The sequence below is a fragment of the Sulfurospirillum multivorans DSM 12446 genome (assembly GCF_000568815.1).
GTDB lineage: Bacteria > Campylobacterota > Campylobacteria > Campylobacterales > Sulfurospirillaceae > Sulfurospirillum > Sulfurospirillum multivorans.
Genome location: NZ_CP007201.1, coordinates 2,394,062 through 2,412,969, shown reverse-complemented (window position 1 = coordinate 2,412,969; position 18,908 = coordinate 2,394,062). Strand labels below are relative to the sequence as shown.

Here is an 18,908-nt window from a genome sequence, read left to right as displayed (position 1 = left end):
TTAGCACAAAGGTTTTGAAAAAAAAATAAAGCCAACCATTCTATCAGGTTCATCACAAAAAAGTCACGCTATAATAATATTTAATGACAAAAAAAGTTTCTGCCTCACTATGAGGCAAGCTTCAGTACCATAGCGGTTAGCGTAGTTTTTCAAGCTTTGCTTGAAAAGCGTGTAAAAAATATGAAAGAGTACTATGAGCAAACGACGTTGCGACCACTGTCATCTAGAATATAACGCCTCTGTGTTACTTCAAGATACAACTTTTGAAACTCCCAAATTTTTTTGTTGCAAAGGATGCCAAGGGGTTTACCACCTCTTAAAAGACGAAGGACTCGATACGTTTTACGCCAAAATGGGCGATGAAACAACACTCGAGCCTCCTAAAGTTAACTTGGATGATACCAGCCGCTTTGATTTAGATGGTTTTATCTCTAAATACGTCAAAATAAACAAAGAGGGTTTGAATGAAATTGCGCTGATTATCGAAGGTATTCATTGCAGTGCGTGCGTCTGGCTGAATGAAAAAGTGCTCTCCAAACAAGAGGGCATTGTTGAAGTCTCCATCAACTACACCAATCACAAAGCCAAGATCGTTTGGGATGGCGCGGTTATTAAGCTTTCCCAGATCATTGAAACGATTCGGAGCATCGGGTACAACGCGTATCCGTACGATCCTAAAAGTGGAGAAGAGCGCGCTACGGCACAACGCAGAGAGTACTACTCCAAGCTGCTCGTGGGTGTTTTTTCGACGATGAACGTGATGTGGATCGCCATTGCGCAGTATGCGGGGTATTTTACAGGTATGGAAAGCAACATCAAAAGCATTTTGAACTTTGCTGAGTTTATTTTGGCAACGCCTACACTCTTTTACACGGGTTCTGTCTATTTTAAAGGGGCGTATTATGGCATCAAGCATCGTTATGTGACGATGGATTTTTTGGTTGCCACGGGTGCGACACTGACCTATGTTTTTTCGCTCTACGCGATGTTTACGCGCAGTGCTGAGGTCTATTTTGACTCGGTGACGATGATTATTACCTTTGTGTTTGCAGGCAAGTATTTAGAAGTGTTAACGAAGAAAAAAGCGGTCGATACGTTAGATGCTTTTGGAAGTGCGATGCCGAGTGAAGTGATGATCATTAAAGGTGATGAGAAGATTTTAACGAGTGTGGATTCGGTTGAAATTGGAGAGATCATTGAAGTTCGAGCAGGCGATAAAGTAGCGATCGATGGACTCATTGTAGAAGGAGAAGGCTCGTTTGATCTCTCAAGGCTGAATGGCGAATCTATCCCCATTTTATCCCAAAAAGGCGATAAAATCCTCAGCGGTTCCATCTGTTTAGACAGTGTCATTCGCTACCAAGCGACCAATACGTTCTCCTCTTCGATGCTCTCCAAATTGGTCACCTTGCTTGAAGATGCGATGAATAAAAAGCCAAAGATCGAAAAACTCGCCAATCAAATTTCAGGGTATTTCTCACGTACCATTCTTTTTTTGGCGTTTTCAACCCTGCTTTTTTGGTTTTACCAGAGTGGTTCCTTTGAGACAGGCTTGATCGTTGCAATCTCAGTAATCGTGATTGCGTGCCCGTGCGCACTCTCTTTAGCAACGCCAGTGGCAACCTTGGTGGGGCTTGGTTTGGCGGCGAAGCGAGGCATTTTATTTAAAGAGGCGGGATTTATTGAGAGCATGGCAAAATGCGACACACTCGTTTTGGATAAAACAGGAACGATTACCAAAGGCAAGCCAGAAGTGGTTGAAACAGCGTATGTGCAAAGTTTTGATCGTTCCCTTTTGTACGCGTTGGTCTCTAGCTCCACGCATCCCATCAGTCAAGGCATTGCAAGCTTCCTGAAAGACTCTGAGGAGTCTTTACATGTAAAGCATTTAGAACAGGTCAAAACCGTGGAAGCCAAAGGGGTGAAAGCTCTTTTTGAGGGGCATACGCTTTTGGGTGGCAATGCTAAAATGATGTACGAAGAGGGTGTTGAACTTCACATTCCTTCCACGCTTGAACCCTTAAGCCACTACTTTTTTGCCATCGATGGCAATTTAGTGGCTATTTTTGGACTCAGGGACAGCTTGAAAGAAGGAGCGCGTGAGAGCATTGAGGCGCTTAAAAAACTCGGCCTTGAGATCGTGATGCTCAGTGGCGATCATCTCAGCGTGACCCAAGCGATAGCCAAAGAAGTGGGCATTGAGGTGTATGAAGCCGCCCTTTTACCGCATGAAAAAGCGGACTACATCGAAGCGTTGCGCAAACAGGGTAAAAAAGTGGTCATGGCAGGAGATGGCATCAACGACACGCTAGCCCTTTCTCAAAGCGAGATTGCCATTTCCATGGGAAGTGGCGCGGATGTCGCGGTCGATGTCAGCGACGTTGTACTGACCAATGACAGTGTCAATAGCTTGTATGAAGCTTTTGTGATAGCGCGCAAGAGCCTTCGCGTGGTCAAAGAGAATCTGCTCTTTTCCCTGCTGTACAATGTCATCACGATCCCTTTGGCAATGAGCGGACACGTTATCCCTCTTTTCGCAGCACTTTCGATGTCGCTAAGCTCTTTGGTGGTGGTTGGAAATTCAATGCGTATTAAAAACGTTTTAAAAAGGTCGTAAGAATGGATGGTTGGATTGTTGGGATGATGCTAGGGGCTTCCACACTTTTAGGAGCTTTTGGTTTGTGGGCGCTTTTGTGGGGCATTCGTAGCGGTCAATTTGATGACCATAAAAAGTTTATTGATGGTGCGCAGTTTGACAGTGAAGAAGCTTTGAGGGATGCGGTCATGATGGAGCGTAAAAAAGCCGATATTTTAAAAGAGAAGCACAAAAGAGAGAAAGGCTATGCGCCTCCTGATTAAGAAGATGATCTGTGGAGATCCAAAAGCAAGAATTTGAGTAAGTGAGAGAAAACGAAAACAAACTCTGCCTCGAAGAGGCAAGCTTTAGTGCCTAGTGCAACGTAGCTACAAGAGCTTTGCCCTTGTAGCGTGTAATAATAGGCTTACTTATAGGAAGCAATCGTTGCAGAAACGGCTTTAAGATCGTCTTCGCTTAGACCACTTGCGATTGGTTTCATGACACCTTTCATTGGGCCACCCTCACCATTTTTATAGCCATTAACCGATGCAATAATTTTCGCTGCATCCCAACCGGCAATGATTTGTGATTTATTTAAGGCTGCTTTAGAAGCTTTGTCTCCATGACAGGAAAAACACTTCGATTTGTAGATCGCTTCGCCATCGGCTGCCATCAAACTTGTTACTGCCGCAATTGCTAAAATTGTGCAAATTTTTTTCACGTAGATACCCCTTTTAAGTTGTGTGTGAAAAATTATAACCAACCATACTTTAACCCTGCTTAGTTTTTCCCTGCGTATCGAAAGTTCTATTTTCATTTCTGTAAAAGTTGGGTATAATCGAGCCCATCTTACAGTGCATAGAGGTTCATTTGTTTCGAGGGATAGTCGCATGGGTCTGTGTTTTAAGTGGTTTAATGGGTGCAACGCACAGTGTGTGTGAAGTTGAACGTACGGATACACAAAAAGCAAAAGAGTCGATTGAAATCATTCTTGCCAGTGAACCAACCAATACAACGTGCATGCTTCAGCTTGCCAATATTTACCTCAAACTTGGCAAAATTGCCAAAGGTTTTGAAATCTTAGTCGATGCCTACTCGATTGATCCGCACAATGTTCAAAACAGCCGTATTGCAACGGTACTTCCTTTTGCGCTTAAAGTGACCAACCTCAAACAGCAAGCGGCGAAAACCAACGATAAAGAGATTTGGAATAAGCTTGGTGACGGTTATTATGAAATGGGCATTTTCAATGAAGCCGCGCAAATGTACAAAAAAAGCATCCAAGTGGATGGGTTTCAGCATATGATTCGCCTCAAACTCGCCCTTTCCCTTCAAAAAAACTTACAAATTTACACTGCGATTGAAGAGGTTCAAAAAGTGCTTGCCAAAGAGCCAACGCACCTTTACGCGAACTATTACATGGGAAAATTTTTAGCATACGATCTTAAAAACCGCGAAGAGGCAAAGATCTTTTTTTCCAAAGCCAAAAACGCTTTAATCGCCCAAAAAGACAGGTTTGGTTACTTGGAATACACCAATTTGCTCAGCGATATTACCAGAGAGTTGGGAGAATAGATGCAAAAGGCGGTATTTTTAGACCGTGATGGTGTCATTAATATCGATAAAGCCTATGTCTCTAAGATCGAAGATTTTGAATTTTGCGAAAGCGTTTTTGAAGCGTTGAGACATTTTCAAAAACTAGGGTATCTGCTCATCATCGTCACCAACCAGTCAGGCATCGGACGAGGGTATTACAGCGAAGAAGACTTTCAAAAACTAACGTCATGGATGCGTCAAGAACTTTTACATGTAAAGATCTCAATCGATGCGGTTTACCACTGCCCGCATGCGCCAGAAACAAATTGTGCATGTCGAAAGCCTAAAAGTGGCATGTTTGAAGAAGCTATTAAGGCGTTTGATATTGATGTGACACACTCGTGGATGATTGGCGATAAACCAAGCGACATCGAAGCGGCACATGGGGCTGGGATTGAGCAGACAATCCTTCTTGGATGTGAGCACTCACCAAAGGCTAAATATTGCGTTAATTTTCTTTTGGATACAATTAATTTCATTAAATAATCAAAAGAAACCACTAAGAGTACTGCATGAAAAGAAACGGCACAACACAGCCTCATATTTTAGTTATCGGCGATATGATGTTAGATCATTACCTTTGGGGTAAATGCGAACGCATCTCTCCTGAAGCACCGGTTCAAGTGGTGGATATACAGCGTGAAAGTACCGTCCTTGGTGGGGCTGGCAATGTGGTCAACAATCTGGTGAGTTTAGGTGCGCATGTCAGTGTTGCAAGTGTGATTGGGGATGATTTAAATGGGAAAGAATTGCTTGAAACGCTTTTACTTCAAGGTCTTGACACAGCTGGAATGGTTGTGCAAGAGGGTCGCAAAACCAGTAAGAAGAGCCGTGTCATTGCCTCTCATCAACAAGTAGTGCGTTATGATAGCGAATCCAAAGATGACATCACTGAAACTTCAGCAGAAGCACTTTTAGCGCAATGCGTTGCGTATATACCCAAAGTAGATGTCATTTTACTCTCCGATTATGGCAAAGGTGTTTTGACACCAAACTTTACATGTAAAGTGATTGAGCTTGCCAAAAAATATCAAAAGCCTATTTTTGTCGATCCCAAAGGGGATGATTACCACAAATACAGTGGAGCGACGCTGATTACGCCCAATAAAAAAGAGGCAAGTCTTGCTACCAAAATTGCTATAAACGATGATGAAAGCTTGCACAAAGCTGGAACTTTACTCAAAGAGAGTTTGGATCTTGAGTACGCCATTATAACGCTCTCGGAAGATGGAATGGCAATCTTTGGTGAGCAGTTTCTTAAAATGCCAACCGTTGCACGTGAAGTGTACGATGTTACGGGTGCTGGCGATACCGTACTGGCAGCTTTAGGGTATGCGTATGCTTCTGGGCAAAGTATTCAAGAAGCGGCATCTTTTGCCAATAAAGCGGCCGCAGTAGTTGTGGGAAAACTTGGAAGTGCAACCGTCACGCTGGATGAAATTGATGCGTATGAGCATAGCCTTCGAAGTGCAACGGCTGAGAGTAAACTTAAAAGCATCGAAGAGATCACACGCCTTCTTCAAACCAAAAAACATCAAAAAATTGTCTTTACCAATGGTTGCTTTGACATTTTACATGTAGGGCATGTGAAGTACCTTGAGATTGCCAGAAGCTTTGGCGATGTGCTTATTGTTGGGCTGAATGCTGATGATTCGATCAAGCGACTAAAAGGTGAGCATCGACCTATAAACACTTTAGAAGACCGAGCGTACATCTTAGCTAGTTTAGAATCGGTCAGCTACGTTGTTCCTTTTGAAGAAGATACCCCACTTGAGCTTATTTCTGTCCTTAAACCCGATATTTTGGTTAAAGGGGCTGATTACGAAGGCAAGGAAGTTGTGGGAAGTAACATTGCCAAAGAGGTACGATTGGTTGAATTTATTGAGGGCAAAAGCACGACTAGCATTATTGAGAGGATGAGAGATGATAAACAAAAGTGAACTGCTTCACTTTTGTCAGCTCGGAACCAAAGTCTTTATGCGAAGCATGAGCATAGACGAAGGCAAAAGGACAATAGAATGATGGAGATGATTTACAACGAAATTCAGGCGCATAAAGAGGTCGTTGAAAAAACACTTTTGAATTTACAAAGCCATATTTATACGGCTTCTATCATTGCGATTGAAGCGCTGAAAAATGGCAATAAAATCTTACTGTGTGGCAACGGTGGAAGTGCTGCTGATGCGCAACATATTGCGGCAGAGCTGAGTGGGCGTTATAAAATTGAGCGGCGAGGACTTGCCGGAATTGCTCTGACAACGGATACCTCTGTCTTAACGGCTGTTGGAAATGACTATGGATTTGATCGTATCTATGACCGCCAAGTGGAAGCTTTAGCAAGAGAAGGCGACGTACTCATCGGTATTTCGACCAGTGGGCATAGCAAAAATGTCGTACGAGCGCTTAGCCTAGCCAAACATATGGGATGTCGTACCATCGGTTTAAGCGGACGAGATGGGGGTGTTATGAGTGAATTTTGCGACATAAACATCATTGTCCCAAGTGAGGATACACCGCGTATTCAAGAGATGCACATTATGATCGGGCATATTATTTGCCAAGCGATCGATACTCACTTTAAAACGAATGGGTAGGGCAAGCATTGCAGACCTATATTCGCGTTAAGATAACAGAGCGAGGAAGCCGTAGTAATCAAGAGAGCACCTTTAAAAAACAGATACCTCACAGTCAGGGAACTTGGGGAAAGTGCCAATTTACGTTTGATCCACTCGATCAAAATTACGATTGGCTCGTTGTCCTTGATGATATTGCCAGCATTGTCCCTCATAAGATAGAGCCACTGCAGTGCCCCAGAGAGAATACCATTCTTGTGACGACGGAGCCTAGTTCCATTAGTTACTATGGTAGAGCATTTGCAGGACAGTTTCACTATCTCATCACCAACCATGGTGAGAAAACGTTACCGCATCCCAATGCGATTCGTTCACAAACGGGCAATACCTGGTTTTATGGCAAAACGTATGATGAAATCCTTCGCGTAACAAACCCTACTAAAACTAAAAAAATATCAACCGTCTGCTCCAACAAGCAACAAGGGCATACCATGCACAAGTTGCGGTATGACTTTACCCAGAAATTGCAAGAAGCGATGCCTGAACTTGAACGTTTTGGCAAAGGATTTAAGTGGATTGATCTTAAAGCAGATGCTTTAGACCCGTATGAATTTCATGTTGCCATTGAAAACCATATTGAAAAACACGTTTGGACTGAAAAGCTTGCGGATGCGTTTTTAGGAGGGTGTGTCCCCATTTATTGTGGGTGTCCAAATGTGTATGACTATTTTCCCAAAGAGAGCGTGATTCAAATCGATATTCACGATATTGAAGGCTCCATTGCGAAAATTAAGGAAATTATAGAACACGAGGGAGAATATGAAAGGCGTTTTGAGGCGGTGAAAGAGGCACGTAGACGCGTTCTTGAGGAGTATAATTTACTTGCGATGATCGACAAAATCGTGCAAAACTCAGAACCTTCCATCTTGGTGCCCAATCAAAAAATCTATTCAAGAAGAGTGATGAGAGTGCGGCACTTGAGCGACTTGATGCGATTTTTTTGGTTTAGAATAGAAGGTTTTATGAAAACCATTTGTGCATAACGAAACAATTGCTTACACAAGATACGCCGACAATGTGACTAACGCTTGATCGATACTGATGTGATCAAAATAGTGATCGTGTTCCATCAAACTTCTCTTTGGCGGTATCGCATCCGCATAAAAGTGCGTATCATATACCGCAGTTGACCACGGTCCATAAGGGGCTGCTTTAATCCAGTTTGTCGGTCCAAAAAGACCAATAGTCGGTGTTTTTTGAACAGCAGATAGATGCATAGGACCCGAATCGGTGGAAACCGTTAAGAAAGCCTCACTCAGAATTTTTTTGAGATCTTGAAGCGTCGTTTTCCCTGCAACACTCTTTTTTTCTCCGACGATTGATTTTAATATCTCTTCAACGTATTCCTTCTCTGAGACGTCACCCGTTAGGATAAAGGGGAGGTGAAATCGCTCATAAAGTAGGGCACTGATCTCGTGCCATTTATGAGCTGGAAGACGCTTGGAAGACCACTTGGGGCTTGAACCACAATTTAAGACAATGTAAGAGCGCTCTTTAAGTACAAAGGTCGTATCTAACGGGTTAACAAGTGACGTTTTTTGTGCAATTTGATATAAAATCGTGTTAATGTTTTGTGTCAGTACAATGGTGTCATGGTTCGCAATACGTGTAGCGTTAGAGAGGTAATCAATCAAACGACTTCGATCGTTGTTTTGTAAATCAACCAACCAATCAAACTTCTGTTTTCGAATTTCCCAAATCAGTTTAGCCAGGGTGAGTGCTTTTTTATTGGATAAAAGCATAAAATCATCAAATTCATCTTGCAGCAAAGCTTTGCCAAGGGGCGACGTAATAATGGTTGGAGTCTGTTTGAACGCTCTTAAAACAGGTAAACTCTCAGCAATATCGCCAAGAGCACTAAATTTGATAACAGCTAAATTCATCGTTTTAAATACCTTTAGAGTTGGTTAAGATGGTCGAAAATGGTATCACATCAAACGTTACATGTAACGTTTGATAGCGTCATTGGCTCTATGAATCCAATGATTGATCTATCGTATGAATAAAATGTGCAAAACGTTTTTGCGTCTGTTCATAGAGCATGTTAAAGGCTTGGTAGCCATTGGTTTGATATTGCTGCAATAATGCCGTGTCGTTGATCAGTGTTTTCATCGCCTCTGCTAACGCTTCGGGGGTATTGGGACACATGAGGATTTCATGATCATTAAAAAATTCATACATTGTAGGGGTCGTCATCGTAATCAGTGCCTTTTGACAGGCAAGTGCTTGGTATGCTTTATTGGGAATCACTGAAAAAGCTTTTTGGCTATGTCCGAAGATACCAAGAACGATGTCGGCTTTTCGTATCTCATCAACCAGTGCTTGCTCATTCATAAAAAGACCATTCATTTCGACATTGCAAAGATGAAGGTTTTCATGTAACGCTTTCATTGCTGCAAACATTTGACCTTTGCCGATCACCTGCGCTTGAAAGGAAATCTGCTCTTTTTCAAGCAGTGCAAAAGCTTTTAAGATAATATCAATCCCATGCAAAGGGATAAAAGAGCCATAAAATAAAATACGTTTTGGTTCATCTATGCGTGGGTCTTTTGCAGGATAGTAAAGAGAGGTATCTGCCAAAACCGGTAATACAAAATGCTCTCCTTTGAAGGTTCCAAACAGTTTCTGCCAATAGTCAAAATGTGCTTGAGTGTCGGATAAAAGATATTTTGAGAATTTAAAATTAACCCAATCTTGAAGGTATTTCCACCATGCTCTTGGATTGTATTTGCTGATTTTTTCTCTATCATAGACGTAGGTGTCATAGTTTGAGATAAAAAAATCATTGACAATGCGGTTACGTTTAAAAAAATGTTTGAAAAACTGGTTCTTGGAGAAAGGCAATAACATAAAAATATCATTTTTACATGTAACATCTTTTAAGAGGTGTTTGATAATATTAAAACGTGAATAATCTTTATTGTGTCTAAAAAGATAGTGAAGCATCAAATATCCTCAATAAAATAAGTTTAGAGTTTCAAGTATAACCCATTTTCAATGATAACGACCTAAAATAAGTGTGCAGAACATTTGCAGGAGTTTTTTCAATATGCTATAATTCCTGCGCACAGTTAACGCGGCATAAAGGATACCCATGGCAATAAATCGCGATAAAATTTTAGAATATCTGTTTTACCTACTCTCCCTTAGCTTTTTCATTGGAAAGTCTTATAAGGCTGTGACTGGGGTAATCGTTTTGGTTTTTTTGATTGATGTGATTGTAAAAAGGCGTTGGGATGTTTTTAATGATCCTATTTTTATTGCCTTAGCATGTTGGTGTTCATACATCTTTAGCAGTGCACTGTGGGCCGTAAATCCCTACAGTGCTATGCGTAGCGCACTTCAGGTTTTTTTATGGTGTTTGCTTTATGTTGCCATCAAATCAACGTTTATAAACAAAGCGTACATCGATCGTTACATACGTGTACAGATGATTGTTATTTTGTTTATTGTAGCGAATGCTCTTATTCAATTTATCATCGGTTTTAATCTTTTGGGCACACCAATCCAAGCCTCACGTGTGACGGATTTGATTGGTCACAATAGAGTTTTTGCTTACGTTTTTCCTCTCTGGATCGGTTTTTTTGGTGCTTTATTAGCACTGAAGGGACAGAGAACAAAAGAGTATCTTCTCTATGGTGTGGTACTGATGGGTATGCTTTTAACGATGCCTTTATCAGGCGCAAGAGGGCCACTTCTTTTACTCGCCATCTTTTTACCACTCATTGCCTGGGTCAGCCCGTACCGTAAATGGGCCTTTATGGCATTAGGCAGTTTTTTAGTCATCTCAGCGGTTGTTGTCTCTATGACACCTCAATTGCAAGCACGCATCTTAACATTGGCACATCCTTTTGAAGATCAAAAGCATACACGCGTTTCCATCTGGCTAACGGCCTTTGAAGAGTTTAAAGATAACCCAATTTTAGGGGTTGGTTTTAAAAATTTTCGCGATAGGCAGTTTGAATATTACAAAGACTCTTTTGAAAGCCATGAGATTAATCCTAAAACGGGAGAAGGACAATTTCATGCGCATAGCCCCTGGATGGATATTCTAGCAGAACAAGGTCTTGTAGGAATTGCATTTGCCCTTTTCTTACTTTTTACAATTGCAAAAATAGTCTACCGCTCAGGTCCTGTTGTTTTAATTGGAAGTATGGGCGTGTGGTACTCTTTCTCGCTCCTCAATAGTGGATTTTCGCTCTCAAGTGGAACGTGGTCCTTCTTTATGATCTTATCAATTTCTGTCTTTGTGATGATTTTCAATTATCAAAAGGCATATTTGCAGGAAAAGAGGCCTTCATAAATCAGAAGAGAATGTGGTGTAAATCGCCACATTTTTTTCCACCATCTGTTCGAGCGAAAAATGGGTTTTGGCAAACGCTTGAATTTTCTGTTTATCAAAGGGATATTCGAGTGCTTTTTGCATCAGACTTGCTAACGAAGTGTGATTTTTTGGCTCAAAGAAAAATCCTGTTTCGCCCTCTTTAATATAATCTTGTGTCGCACCAATCGGTGTTGCCAAAAGGGGTACGCCCATCGCAAGGCTCTCGACATTAGCGCGTCCAAAGGTTTCGGGTTTGGTGGAAGCGGAGATCGTAAGGTCCGCTAATGCGTAAAGCTCTTTCATTTTGGATTGGCTTCCTAGAAAAACAATATCTTTCGCAAAATCAGAATCGAAAACTAAACGTTGAAGTTCCTCAAAATAGGAGAGACGCTTAGGATCAATGCCGCCCACAAAAAAGAGCTTGATGTCATCTCTCTTCGCACGAAGCTCTAAAAAAGCGCGAATCGTAGTGGCTTGATCTTTCCAGTGTGTAATGCGTGCCACATGCAAAATAACACGCTTATGGGTTAAATGATGCTCGTGTTGAAAGGTCTCCATAAACTTCGTATCTAATTCATGGGTATTGAAATAGTTAAAGTCAATCCCTCTTGGAATCAGGTGAATCTTGGAAGGATCGGCATGAAAATGTTGGATGACGTGATCGATTAAAAAAGAGCTTGCACAGATAATCTGATCTGCTTTAACCATAATGGCGCTGTAGCGATTGACCGAGTTAAAGCCATGTACGGTTGAAACGATGGGAAGGTGCAACAGTTTATTGGCAAAAAAGACCATCCACGCAGGCACGCGACTTCTTACATGTAAAAGATCGGGCTTGATATTTTGAAGGGCTTGGTAGAGTTTCCAGATACGCCAAGGTGCAGTGAGAACGTTTTTGGAGCAGACATTGACCTTTACATGTAACGATCCATCACGTTCTAATTGTTCGATCAATTTGCCGCCGTTGCTGATCACAACACTCTCAAATCCTCTCTTCACCAATTCGCGTGAGAGCTCAACGACCCCTCTCTCTACGCCACCTTCATTCAGTTCTGGGATGAGTTGAACGATTTTCATGCGTTTACCTTTTGTGCGTAGTGGTTAAAGTCTATTTTTCGACTATTATGAGCGAGAGTGCCATCAAAAAGGTGCAGATATCCCTCTTTTTCAAGGGTTTGGGTCATCGTGAAAAATTTATTGTTTTGCGTTTTTCCCAGTGGCAGTATCTCAACGCATGAGGTGCCATAACTGATCGCTTCGCTGATCATCGACGTGGAGTCAATCGTGATGAAAACGACCTCACAATGCGCTACAAAATCGGCAATGGGATTGATCTTAGTATTTGAAAAAATCACGCTGTACGCAAAAGGGTAGTTTTCCACCAACTTTTCAATCTCTTTAGGTGTCCTTGGTGACGTGGTTACAGCGATTTCATAGCCTTGAAACTGTTCAAAGATAAAGTCCAGTTGGCTTTTGAGATGGGCTTTATCCATCCTAAAAAGCGCATTATTTCCACCGATAATAATCCCCACCGATTTGCCTTTAGGTGCAAAAAGTCCTTTAGGTTCCACGTAACTAAAATTGGCAGGCAAGGGAATGATGTTAGTTTGCTTAGGTGGATGGTCGTGTGCTTGTGCAAAGATCAGATCAAAATCATAACGGTAACTTTGCGGAAGCATCATCGTAATCGACTTGATGCCAAGAGCGCGAGCAAGCGTTTTGTTCGCATAATACGTGCTTGAACCTGTAGAGACGATACAATCGTAGTTTTGCGTTAGAGGCTGATCCAGTTTAAACAAAGAAGAAGTGTAAATTTTGAGACGATCCAGCAGGTAAGAGAGCAGTTTGTACGCTTTACATGTAAAGTGCACAGAACGTATCTCGTAGTGTGCTCCAAGGTGTTTGGCAAGGGCGATTGACTGGTTGAGGTGCCCCATACGCCCATCACTTAAAATGAGCAGGGTCACTTAAAGAGTCTCCAGCGATCGTGCATCCAAAACCATTGCTCAGGATACTCTTTGATAACCGCTTCAATGATGTCGTTGTAGTGTTGGGTGAGACGTTTAATGTGCTCTGTTTCGTTAAGCTCTTCTGGCAACACAATCTCTTGGGTTGATCCGATGATGAGCTTGTATCGCCCATCGCTCTGACGCGCCATAAAAAGTGGGACAACAGAAGGATCATAACGAAGCTTAAGCAGTCCAATCGAGTTGATAGTATCGGCAGGGTGACCAAAGAAATTGATTTTAATGCTACTGGAGCCACCTGATTTTTGATCGATCAGCATTCCTGCGATTTTTTTTTGGTTTAAGACACGCACAATGGCCGCCATAGCTTTGCTTTTATGGGCAAGCGTGTTGCCATAGCGTGTACGAAAAGGGGTTGTGATGTGCTCTTCAATGAGGTGATTATTGCCTTTACGCCCGATGACGACCATAGGATAGCCATGTTTTGCGAGAAAGTGTGCCAGCAATTCCCAGTTACCAAAATGTGCGGTAAGAAGGAGTTTACCTCTGTTTACATCGTCAAAATAGAGCTTTAACTCATGAAGCGCTTCTTCATAGTTTGAAACCATGGCATCGATGTCGAGTCGTTGGTGCATCATAAGAAGCATTTCTGCAATGCTGATGGCAACACTTTTATAAATATTTTTTGCCAATGTGTAGCGTTCGTCTTCTGTTTTATGGGGGTAGGCAAGGGCTAAGTTTTGGAGGGTAATGGTACGTCTTCGCTTATCGAGCGTAAAAAAAAGTGTTGCTAATAGCTTACAAAACCCATAAATCAAAGGTATTGGCAACAATTTGGTTAAGAGTAGAACACCTTTGAGGGCGTAGTATTCCAAAAAAATTCTCATCTCATCACTTTCAAAATTGAATTAAGGTAAAATTGTAGCTAAACTGAGCCAAAGAGGTACTTAATGATCTGTGTGTTCGATATTGAAACTATCCCTGATACCAAGCTAATTCGAAGCGTCCTGAGCCTTGAAGGAGACGATCTTGAGGTCTCACTTTTAGCGCAAAAAGAGCAAGAGCAGAAGAGTGGAAGCAGTTTTTTACCGCTGTCGTTTCATAAAATTGTGGCGATTTCGGCGGTTATTGCTGATGATTTTGGCATCTTTCGCAAGGTGAGTAGCATTGAGGGAAACAGCGAACAGGAGATGATCAAAAGCTTTTTAGGCTTCATCAACAAACACAATCCAAAGTTGGTGAGTTTTAATGGGCGTAGTTTTGATATGCCACTTCTGATGCTTCGCGCGATGCAATACAATCTTACATGTAACGCTTATTTTGAGCAAGACAACAAAGAGTTAAATAAAAATAAATGGGAAAATTACCGTGCGCGTTATTCAGATCGTTTTCATGTGGATTTGTTAGATCACTTGTGCGAATTTGGCGCAGTACGCGGGCTTAAACTTGATCACGTCTGCTCGATGGTTGGACTTCCTGGCAAGTATGATGTGCATGGCGATCAGGTGTTAGAGCTTTTTTATGCAGGTGAAATTGATAAAATTAAGGAGTATTGCGAGAGCGATGTACTCAATACCTATTGGCTTTTTTTGAAGTATGAACTGCTCAAAGGGAACCTCATTATAGAGGATTATCAGCGTGCATTGGTTACAATGCAGGAAAATTTACGGGTCCATAAGTCCTATACGGATGTTTTTGGCATCGCAATTGAAGAAGAATTGTACAAGGAGAACCATTGAAAACGATTTTTAGAGAGTATGACATTAGAGGTATTTACGAAAAAGAGTTGAACGAGCAGACAGTCAAATTAATTGGGTATTTTTTAGGAAAACAGATTGTCAAAGTGGGCAAAAATGTTGCGATTGGGTATGACGCGCGTTCGCATTCACCGATTTTGTGTGAGTATCTCACAAGCGGACTTAACAAAGCTGGCTGTAAAGTTCTTACAATGGGACTTGTCGCGACACCGGTTAATTATTTTAGTAACTTTCAAGATTTTAATGGTGTAACGCCTAATGCGTCTATTATGATTACAGGTTCTCACAACCCAAGTGAATACAATGGCTTTAAAATCACGATTGATAAAAAACCGTTTTTTGGTGAAGATATTTACGCACTTGGTCGTGAGATTATTGCCAATTATGATACTGAAATTGAAGATGACCTAAGTTCTGCGTTTATCAATGCGAAAGAGCGTTATATCGCCTATCTTATCAAAGAGTTTGACCACCTTAAAGGCTTCAAACAGCCGTTTGTCTATGACTGTGGCAATGGCGTTGCAGGCGTTGTGGTCCAAGATGTTTTCAAAGCTTTAGACTTTACATGTAAAGGTTTGTACACCGATCCTGATGGTACTTTCCCAAATCATCATCCCGATCCAACGGTTGAGAAAAATCTCAAAGACATTAAAAAAGAGCTTGAAGGCGAGTATGCGCTTGGGTTTGCTTATGATGGCGATGCTGATAGATTGGCATTTTTGACCAAACACAACAATGTCAAAGGTGACATCATGGCGATTCTTTTCTCCAGTGCCATGAAAAATCCAACGGTCATTGGCGAAGTCAAATGTTCTCAAGTGATGTACGATGAGATCAACAAACGAGGGCGGGCGATTATGTACAAAACGGGTCACAGTAACCTCAAAGTGATGATCGCTAAAACGAACGCTGATTTTGCAGCGGAAGTCAGTGGTCACCTCTTCTTTAATGACCGTTACTTTGGCTATGACGATGCAATTTATGCCACACTTCGTATGATTGAAATGGTTAAAAATGGTTTGGATGTGGATGCTGAGATCGCAAAACTACCCGTCGTTTATTCTACCGAAGAGCTTAAAGTTGAGACCAATGAGAGTGAAAAATTCCCCTTAGTTGACAAAGTCAAAGAGCTTTTGAAAAACCCTCCAAAAGACTTTCCTGCCATCAAAGAGATTGTCGATGTTGATGGTGTCAGGGTTATCTTTAACGATGGTTGGGGTTTGGTGAGAGCGAGCAATACAACGCCAGTCCTTGTCACACGTTTTGAATCGACGAATGCGGATAATGCAAAATTGTACGAGAAAAAACTCAACGAGCTGATTGCGTACGCTAAAGCAGAGCTTCACTAATATGAAAGGCATCATCCTAGCAGGCGGAAGCGGAACGAGACTGTATCCTGTGACGCAAACGATTAGCAAACAGTTGTTGCCCATTTATGATAAACCGATGATCTATTATCCGCTCTCTGTTTTGATGTTAGCAGGTATTCGCGAAATCTTGATTATCTCAACCCCTCAGGATATTGGCAAGTTTGAAGATCTGTTTGGCGATGGTTCACGTTGGGGTCTTTCGCTTTCGTATAAAATTCAACCCAGCCCCGATGGATTGGCGCAAGCGTTTCTTTTAGGTGAAGAATTTATAGGCGATGATAGCGTTTGTCTTATTTTAGGGGACAATATCTTTTACGGTCAAGGCTTTACACCATTGTTGCAAAATGCCGCCAAGCTCGAAAAAGGTGCGATTGTATTTGGGTATAAGGTCAAAGATCCACAGCGTTTTGGTGTGGTGGAGTTTGATGAAAATCAAAAAGCGATTAGCATTGAGGAAAAACCTCTCAACCCCAAATCACCTTTTGCCGTGACGGGACTTTATTTTTACGATAACGATGTGATTAAGATCGCTAAAGCGGTTAAACCTTCTCATCGAGGCGAACTTGAAATTACCGATGTTAATGAAGCTTATCTTAAACGAGGCGATTTACATGTAGAAGTGTTAGGTCGTGGTTTCGCCTGGCTTGATACGGGAACGCATGAGAGTCTGTTGGAAGCGGGATTGTTTGTCCAAACGATTGAAAAACGCCAAGGTTTTAAAATTGCTTGTTTGGAAGAGATCGCGTATCATTATGGATGGATCACAAAAGAACAAGTCTTAGAGATTGCAAAACCTCTGAGTAAAAATGGATACGGTGAATACCTTAAGGAGTTGGTTAAATGAGTCAAAAGTACATCTTAGTTACTGGCTGTGCAGGGTTTATCGGCTCAAACTTTGTCCCTTATTTTTTAGATCAATACCAAGAGTATCACCTCATTAACCTAGACCTTCTCACCTATGCGGGCAACGTAGAAAACCTCAGTGAAGTTGCAGATGAACCTCGTTACACCTTTGTAGAGGGTGATATTTGTGATCGTACTTTAGTCGAATCCTTGTTTGAAAAATATTCTATCCAAGGCGTGATTCACTTTGCCGCAGAAAGCCATGTGGATAACTCCATTAAAAATCCAGGCGTTTTTATCGAAACCAATGTCAATGGAACGTTTACGCTCCTTGATGTGGCGTATAAAACCTGGATGGGAAAACCCTTTGTGTTGAAAGAGGGATACGAGGAGTGTCGTTTTCATCATATCTCTACCGATGAAGTGTATGGAACCCTTGGTGCTACGGGGCTTTTTACAGAATCTACCTCTTACGCACCTAATTCGCCTTACTCCGCGTCCAAAGCAGGAAGTGATATGATTGTACGAGCCTACCATCACACCTATGGAATGAATACGGTCATCACCAATTGTTCCAATAACTACGGCCCTAAACAACACGATGAAAAACTCATTCCTACCATCATACGAAAAGCGCTAAGCAATCAACCCATTCCGATTTACGGCGATGGTCAAAATATCCGCGATTGGCTGTATGTCTTAGATCATTGCAAAGGAATCGACCTTGTCTTTCATGAAGGAAACAGAGGTGAAACGTATAATATCGGTGGACGCAATGAGCGAGATAATCTCTATATCGCGCATAAAATCTGTGAAATCCTAGATACCTTAAAACCCAAAGCGACCTCGTACAAAGAGCAAATCAGTTTTGTCGAAGATAGAGCAGGGCATGATAGACGTTATGCGATTGATGCGACGAAGATCGAGACTAAACTGGGCTGGGAAGCGGAAGAGAACTTTGAATCGGGCATTCTTAAAACGATTCAATGGTATTTGAAAAAATATACGGTTGAGGTCTAAATGAAGCGATTGATTCTCTCGTGGCTCGTTTTGATAAGTGCGCTGTTTGGCGCGAATCCTGAACTGCTGCTGTTGCAAGAGTGGAATGGGCAAGATGTCTCAGGGTGGCTTATGAGTGAGAAAATGGATGGCGTGAGAGCCTACTGGGATGGGCAAAAACTGATCTCCCGTGGCGGTATTGAACTTGCCGCTCCTGCTTGGTTTACCGAAGGATTTCCTCCTTTTGCTGTGGATGGTGAGCTTTGGAGTAAACGAGGCGATTTTGAAAATATCATCTCCATCGTCAGGAAAAAAGAGCCGCACGATGGATGGAAAACTATCGCGTTTTACGCCTTTGATATTCCTCATGAAAATGGCGGTTTGATCCAGCGTTTAGTGAAGTTGGAGTATTATCTCAAACTCAATCAAGCGGATTATCTTAGAATTGCAAAACAGTTTACATGTAAAGATAATGAAGCACTTAAAAGCTTCCTTGCCGAGGTTGAAAAAGGTGGAGGTGAGGGCGTTGTGGTTCGCCATCCTGATAGCAAGTACGTTTCTAAGCGCGACCCAAACAGCCTGAAAGTAAAAAGTTTCCAAGATGCAGAATGCGAAGTTGTGGAGCATCATAAGGGTGAGGGAAAGTATAAAAACAGTTTTGGTTCGCTTACATGTAAAAACGATGAAGGTGTGATGTTTGATATCGGCTCAGGTTTCAGTGACACTGAGCGCAAAAATCCTCCCTCCGTTGGCTCGAAGATCACCTATAAATTTCAAGAGCTAACTAAAGGCGGAAAGCCACGGTTTCCTGTGTATATGCGAATGAAAGAAGAGATATAAG

Annotated in this window: 19 protein-coding genes; 13 read left to right on the top strand and 6 right to left on the bottom strand. The window is 41.9% G+C overall.

Going from position 1 to position 18,908, the window contains the following annotated elements; translation table 11 throughout:
* Positions 1-193 precede the first annotated feature (193 nt).
* Complete coding sequence (locus SMUL_RS12465) at positions 194-2,617, top strand: heavy metal translocating P-type ATPase (RefSeq protein ID WP_025345590.1); 2,424 nt, start codon at positions 194-196, stop codon at positions 2,615-2,617.
* 2 nt (positions 2,618-2,619) lie between these two features.
* A complete protein-coding gene (ccoS, locus tag SMUL_RS12460; RefSeq protein ID WP_025345589.1) occupies positions 2,620-2,859 on the top strand; it encodes a cbb3-type cytochrome oxidase assembly protein CcoS in 240 nt (79 codons plus the stop codon).
* 143 nt (positions 2,860-3,002) lie between these two features.
* Here the strand turns inward: ccoS and SMUL_RS12455 are convergent, their stop codons facing one another.
* The gene (locus SMUL_RS12455; RefSeq protein WP_025345588.1) at positions 3,003-3,299 is read right to left on the bottom strand and encodes a c-type cytochrome; all 297 of its coding nucleotides are present in this window, start codon (positions 3,297-3,299) and stop codon (positions 3,003-3,005) included.
* Between the two features lie 149 nt (positions 3,300-3,448).
* Between SMUL_RS12455 and SMUL_RS12450 the strand changes: the two genes are divergently transcribed.
* The 5 genes from SMUL_RS12450 (at position 3,449) to SMUL_RS12430 (ending at position 7,790) form a co-directional block, all read left to right on the top strand.
* Positions 3,449-4,153: a tetratricopeptide repeat protein gene (locus tag SMUL_RS12450; RefSeq protein WP_025345587.1), complete on the top strand. Its 705-nt coding sequence runs from the start codon at positions 3,449-3,451 to the stop codon at positions 4,151-4,153.
* On the top strand, positions 4,154-4,660 hold the full coding sequence (gene gmhB, locus SMUL_RS12445; protein WP_025345586.1) for a D-glycero-beta-D-manno-heptose 1,7-bisphosphate 7-phosphatase: 507 nt from the start codon (positions 4,154-4,156) through the stop codon (positions 4,658-4,660).
* A 26-nt stretch (positions 4,661-4,686) separates the two neighbouring features.
* The gene (gene rfaE1 / locus SMUL_RS12440) at positions 4,687-6,114 is read left to right on the top strand and encodes a D-glycero-beta-D-manno-heptose-7-phosphate kinase (RefSeq protein ID WP_025345585.1); all 1,428 of its coding nucleotides are present in this window, start codon (positions 4,687-4,689) and stop codon (positions 6,112-6,114) included.
* Positions 6,115-6,192: 78 nt separating this feature from the next.
* Positions 6,193-6,768 carry a D-sedoheptulose 7-phosphate isomerase gene (gene gmhA, locus SMUL_RS12435; protein ID WP_025345584.1) on the top strand — a complete coding sequence of 192 codons (576 nt, stop codon included), beginning with the start codon at positions 6,193-6,195 and terminating at the stop codon, positions 6,766-6,768.
* A gap of 8 nt (positions 6,769-6,776) precedes the next feature.
* Positions 6,777-7,790: a glycosyltransferase family 10 domain-containing protein gene (locus SMUL_RS12430; protein ID WP_025345583.1), complete on the top strand. Its 1,014-nt coding sequence runs from the start codon at positions 6,777-6,779 to the stop codon at positions 7,788-7,790.
* A 12-nt stretch (positions 7,791-7,802) separates the two neighbouring features.
* Here SMUL_RS12430 and SMUL_RS12425 read toward each other — a convergent pair whose 3' ends face one another.
* Both SMUL_RS12425 and SMUL_RS16770 read right to left on the bottom strand, forming a co-directional pair.
* Entirely contained in the window at positions 7,803-8,690 is an 888-nt protein-coding gene (locus SMUL_RS12425; RefSeq protein ID WP_025345582.1) for a glycosyltransferase family 9 protein, read from the bottom strand.
* Between the two features lie 88 nt (positions 8,691-8,778).
* Positions 8,779-9,753 (bottom strand): glycosyltransferase, encoded by a 975-nt coding sequence (locus SMUL_RS16770; RefSeq protein WP_025345581.1) that lies wholly within the window; start codon positions 9,751-9,753, stop codon positions 8,779-8,781.
* Between the two features lie 148 nt (positions 9,754-9,901).
* Here SMUL_RS16770 and SMUL_RS12415 point away from each other — a divergent pair, with 148 nt between their 5' ends.
* On the top strand, positions 9,902-11,110 hold the full coding sequence (locus SMUL_RS12415; RefSeq protein WP_025345580.1) for an O-antigen ligase family protein: 1,209 nt from the start codon (positions 9,902-9,904) through the stop codon (positions 11,108-11,110).
* Here SMUL_RS12415 and SMUL_RS12410 read toward each other — a convergent pair.
* Genes SMUL_RS12410 through SMUL_RS12400 form a run of 3 tightly spaced genes read right to left on the bottom strand, consistent with a single transcriptional unit; the run spans position 11,105 to position 13,985 of the window.
* Complete coding sequence (locus SMUL_RS12410; RefSeq protein WP_025345579.1) at positions 11,105-12,208, bottom strand: glycosyltransferase family 4 protein; 1,104 nt, start codon at positions 12,206-12,208, stop codon at positions 11,105-11,107. The genes SMUL_RS12415 and SMUL_RS12410 overlap by 6 nt on opposite strands.
* Positions 12,205-13,098, bottom strand: coding sequence for an ELM1/GtrOC1 family putative glycosyltransferase (locus tag SMUL_RS12405; RefSeq protein ID WP_025345578.1), 894 nt, complete (start codon positions 13,096-13,098; stop codon positions 12,205-12,207). The genes SMUL_RS12410 and SMUL_RS12405 overlap by 4 nt, the downstream gene beginning before the upstream one ends.
* Entirely contained in the window at positions 13,095-13,985 is an 891-nt protein-coding gene (locus SMUL_RS12400; RefSeq protein WP_025345577.1) for a lysophospholipid acyltransferase family protein, read from the bottom strand. The genes SMUL_RS12405 and SMUL_RS12400 overlap by 4 nt, the downstream gene beginning before the upstream one ends.
* Before the next feature lie 63 nt (positions 13,986-14,048).
* Here SMUL_RS12400 and SMUL_RS12395 point away from each other — a divergent pair, with 63 nt between their 5' ends.
* Genes SMUL_RS12395 through SMUL_RS12375 form a run of 5 tightly spaced genes read left to right on the top strand, consistent with a single transcriptional unit; the run spans position 14,049 to position 18,907 of the window.
* Positions 14,049-14,837, top strand: a complete 789-nt coding sequence (locus tag SMUL_RS12395; protein WP_025345576.1) for a 3'-5' exonuclease — start codon at positions 14,049-14,051, stop codon at positions 14,835-14,837.
* Positions 14,834-16,204, top strand: a complete 1,371-nt coding sequence (locus tag SMUL_RS12390; protein ID WP_025345575.1) for a phosphomannomutase/phosphoglucomutase — start codon at positions 14,834-14,836, stop codon at positions 16,202-16,204. Before SMUL_RS12395 ends, SMUL_RS12390 begins: the two co-directional genes overlap by 4 nt.
* 1 nt (position 16,205) lies before the next feature.
* Positions 16,206-17,069, top strand: a complete 864-nt coding sequence (rfbA, locus tag SMUL_RS12385) for a glucose-1-phosphate thymidylyltransferase RfbA (protein WP_025345574.1) — start codon at positions 16,206-16,208, stop codon at positions 17,067-17,069.
* Positions 17,066-18,088 (top strand): dTDP-glucose 4,6-dehydratase, encoded by a 1,023-nt coding sequence (gene rfbB / locus SMUL_RS12380; RefSeq protein WP_025345573.1) that lies wholly within the window; start codon positions 17,066-17,068, stop codon positions 18,086-18,088. The genes rfbA and rfbB overlap by 4 nt, the downstream gene beginning before the upstream one ends.
* Positions 18,089-18,907 carry a DNA ligase gene (locus SMUL_RS12375; RefSeq protein WP_025345572.1) on the top strand — a complete coding sequence of 273 codons (819 nt, stop codon included), beginning with the start codon at positions 18,089-18,091 and terminating at the stop codon, positions 18,905-18,907.
* Position 18,908 lies beyond the last annotated feature (1 nt).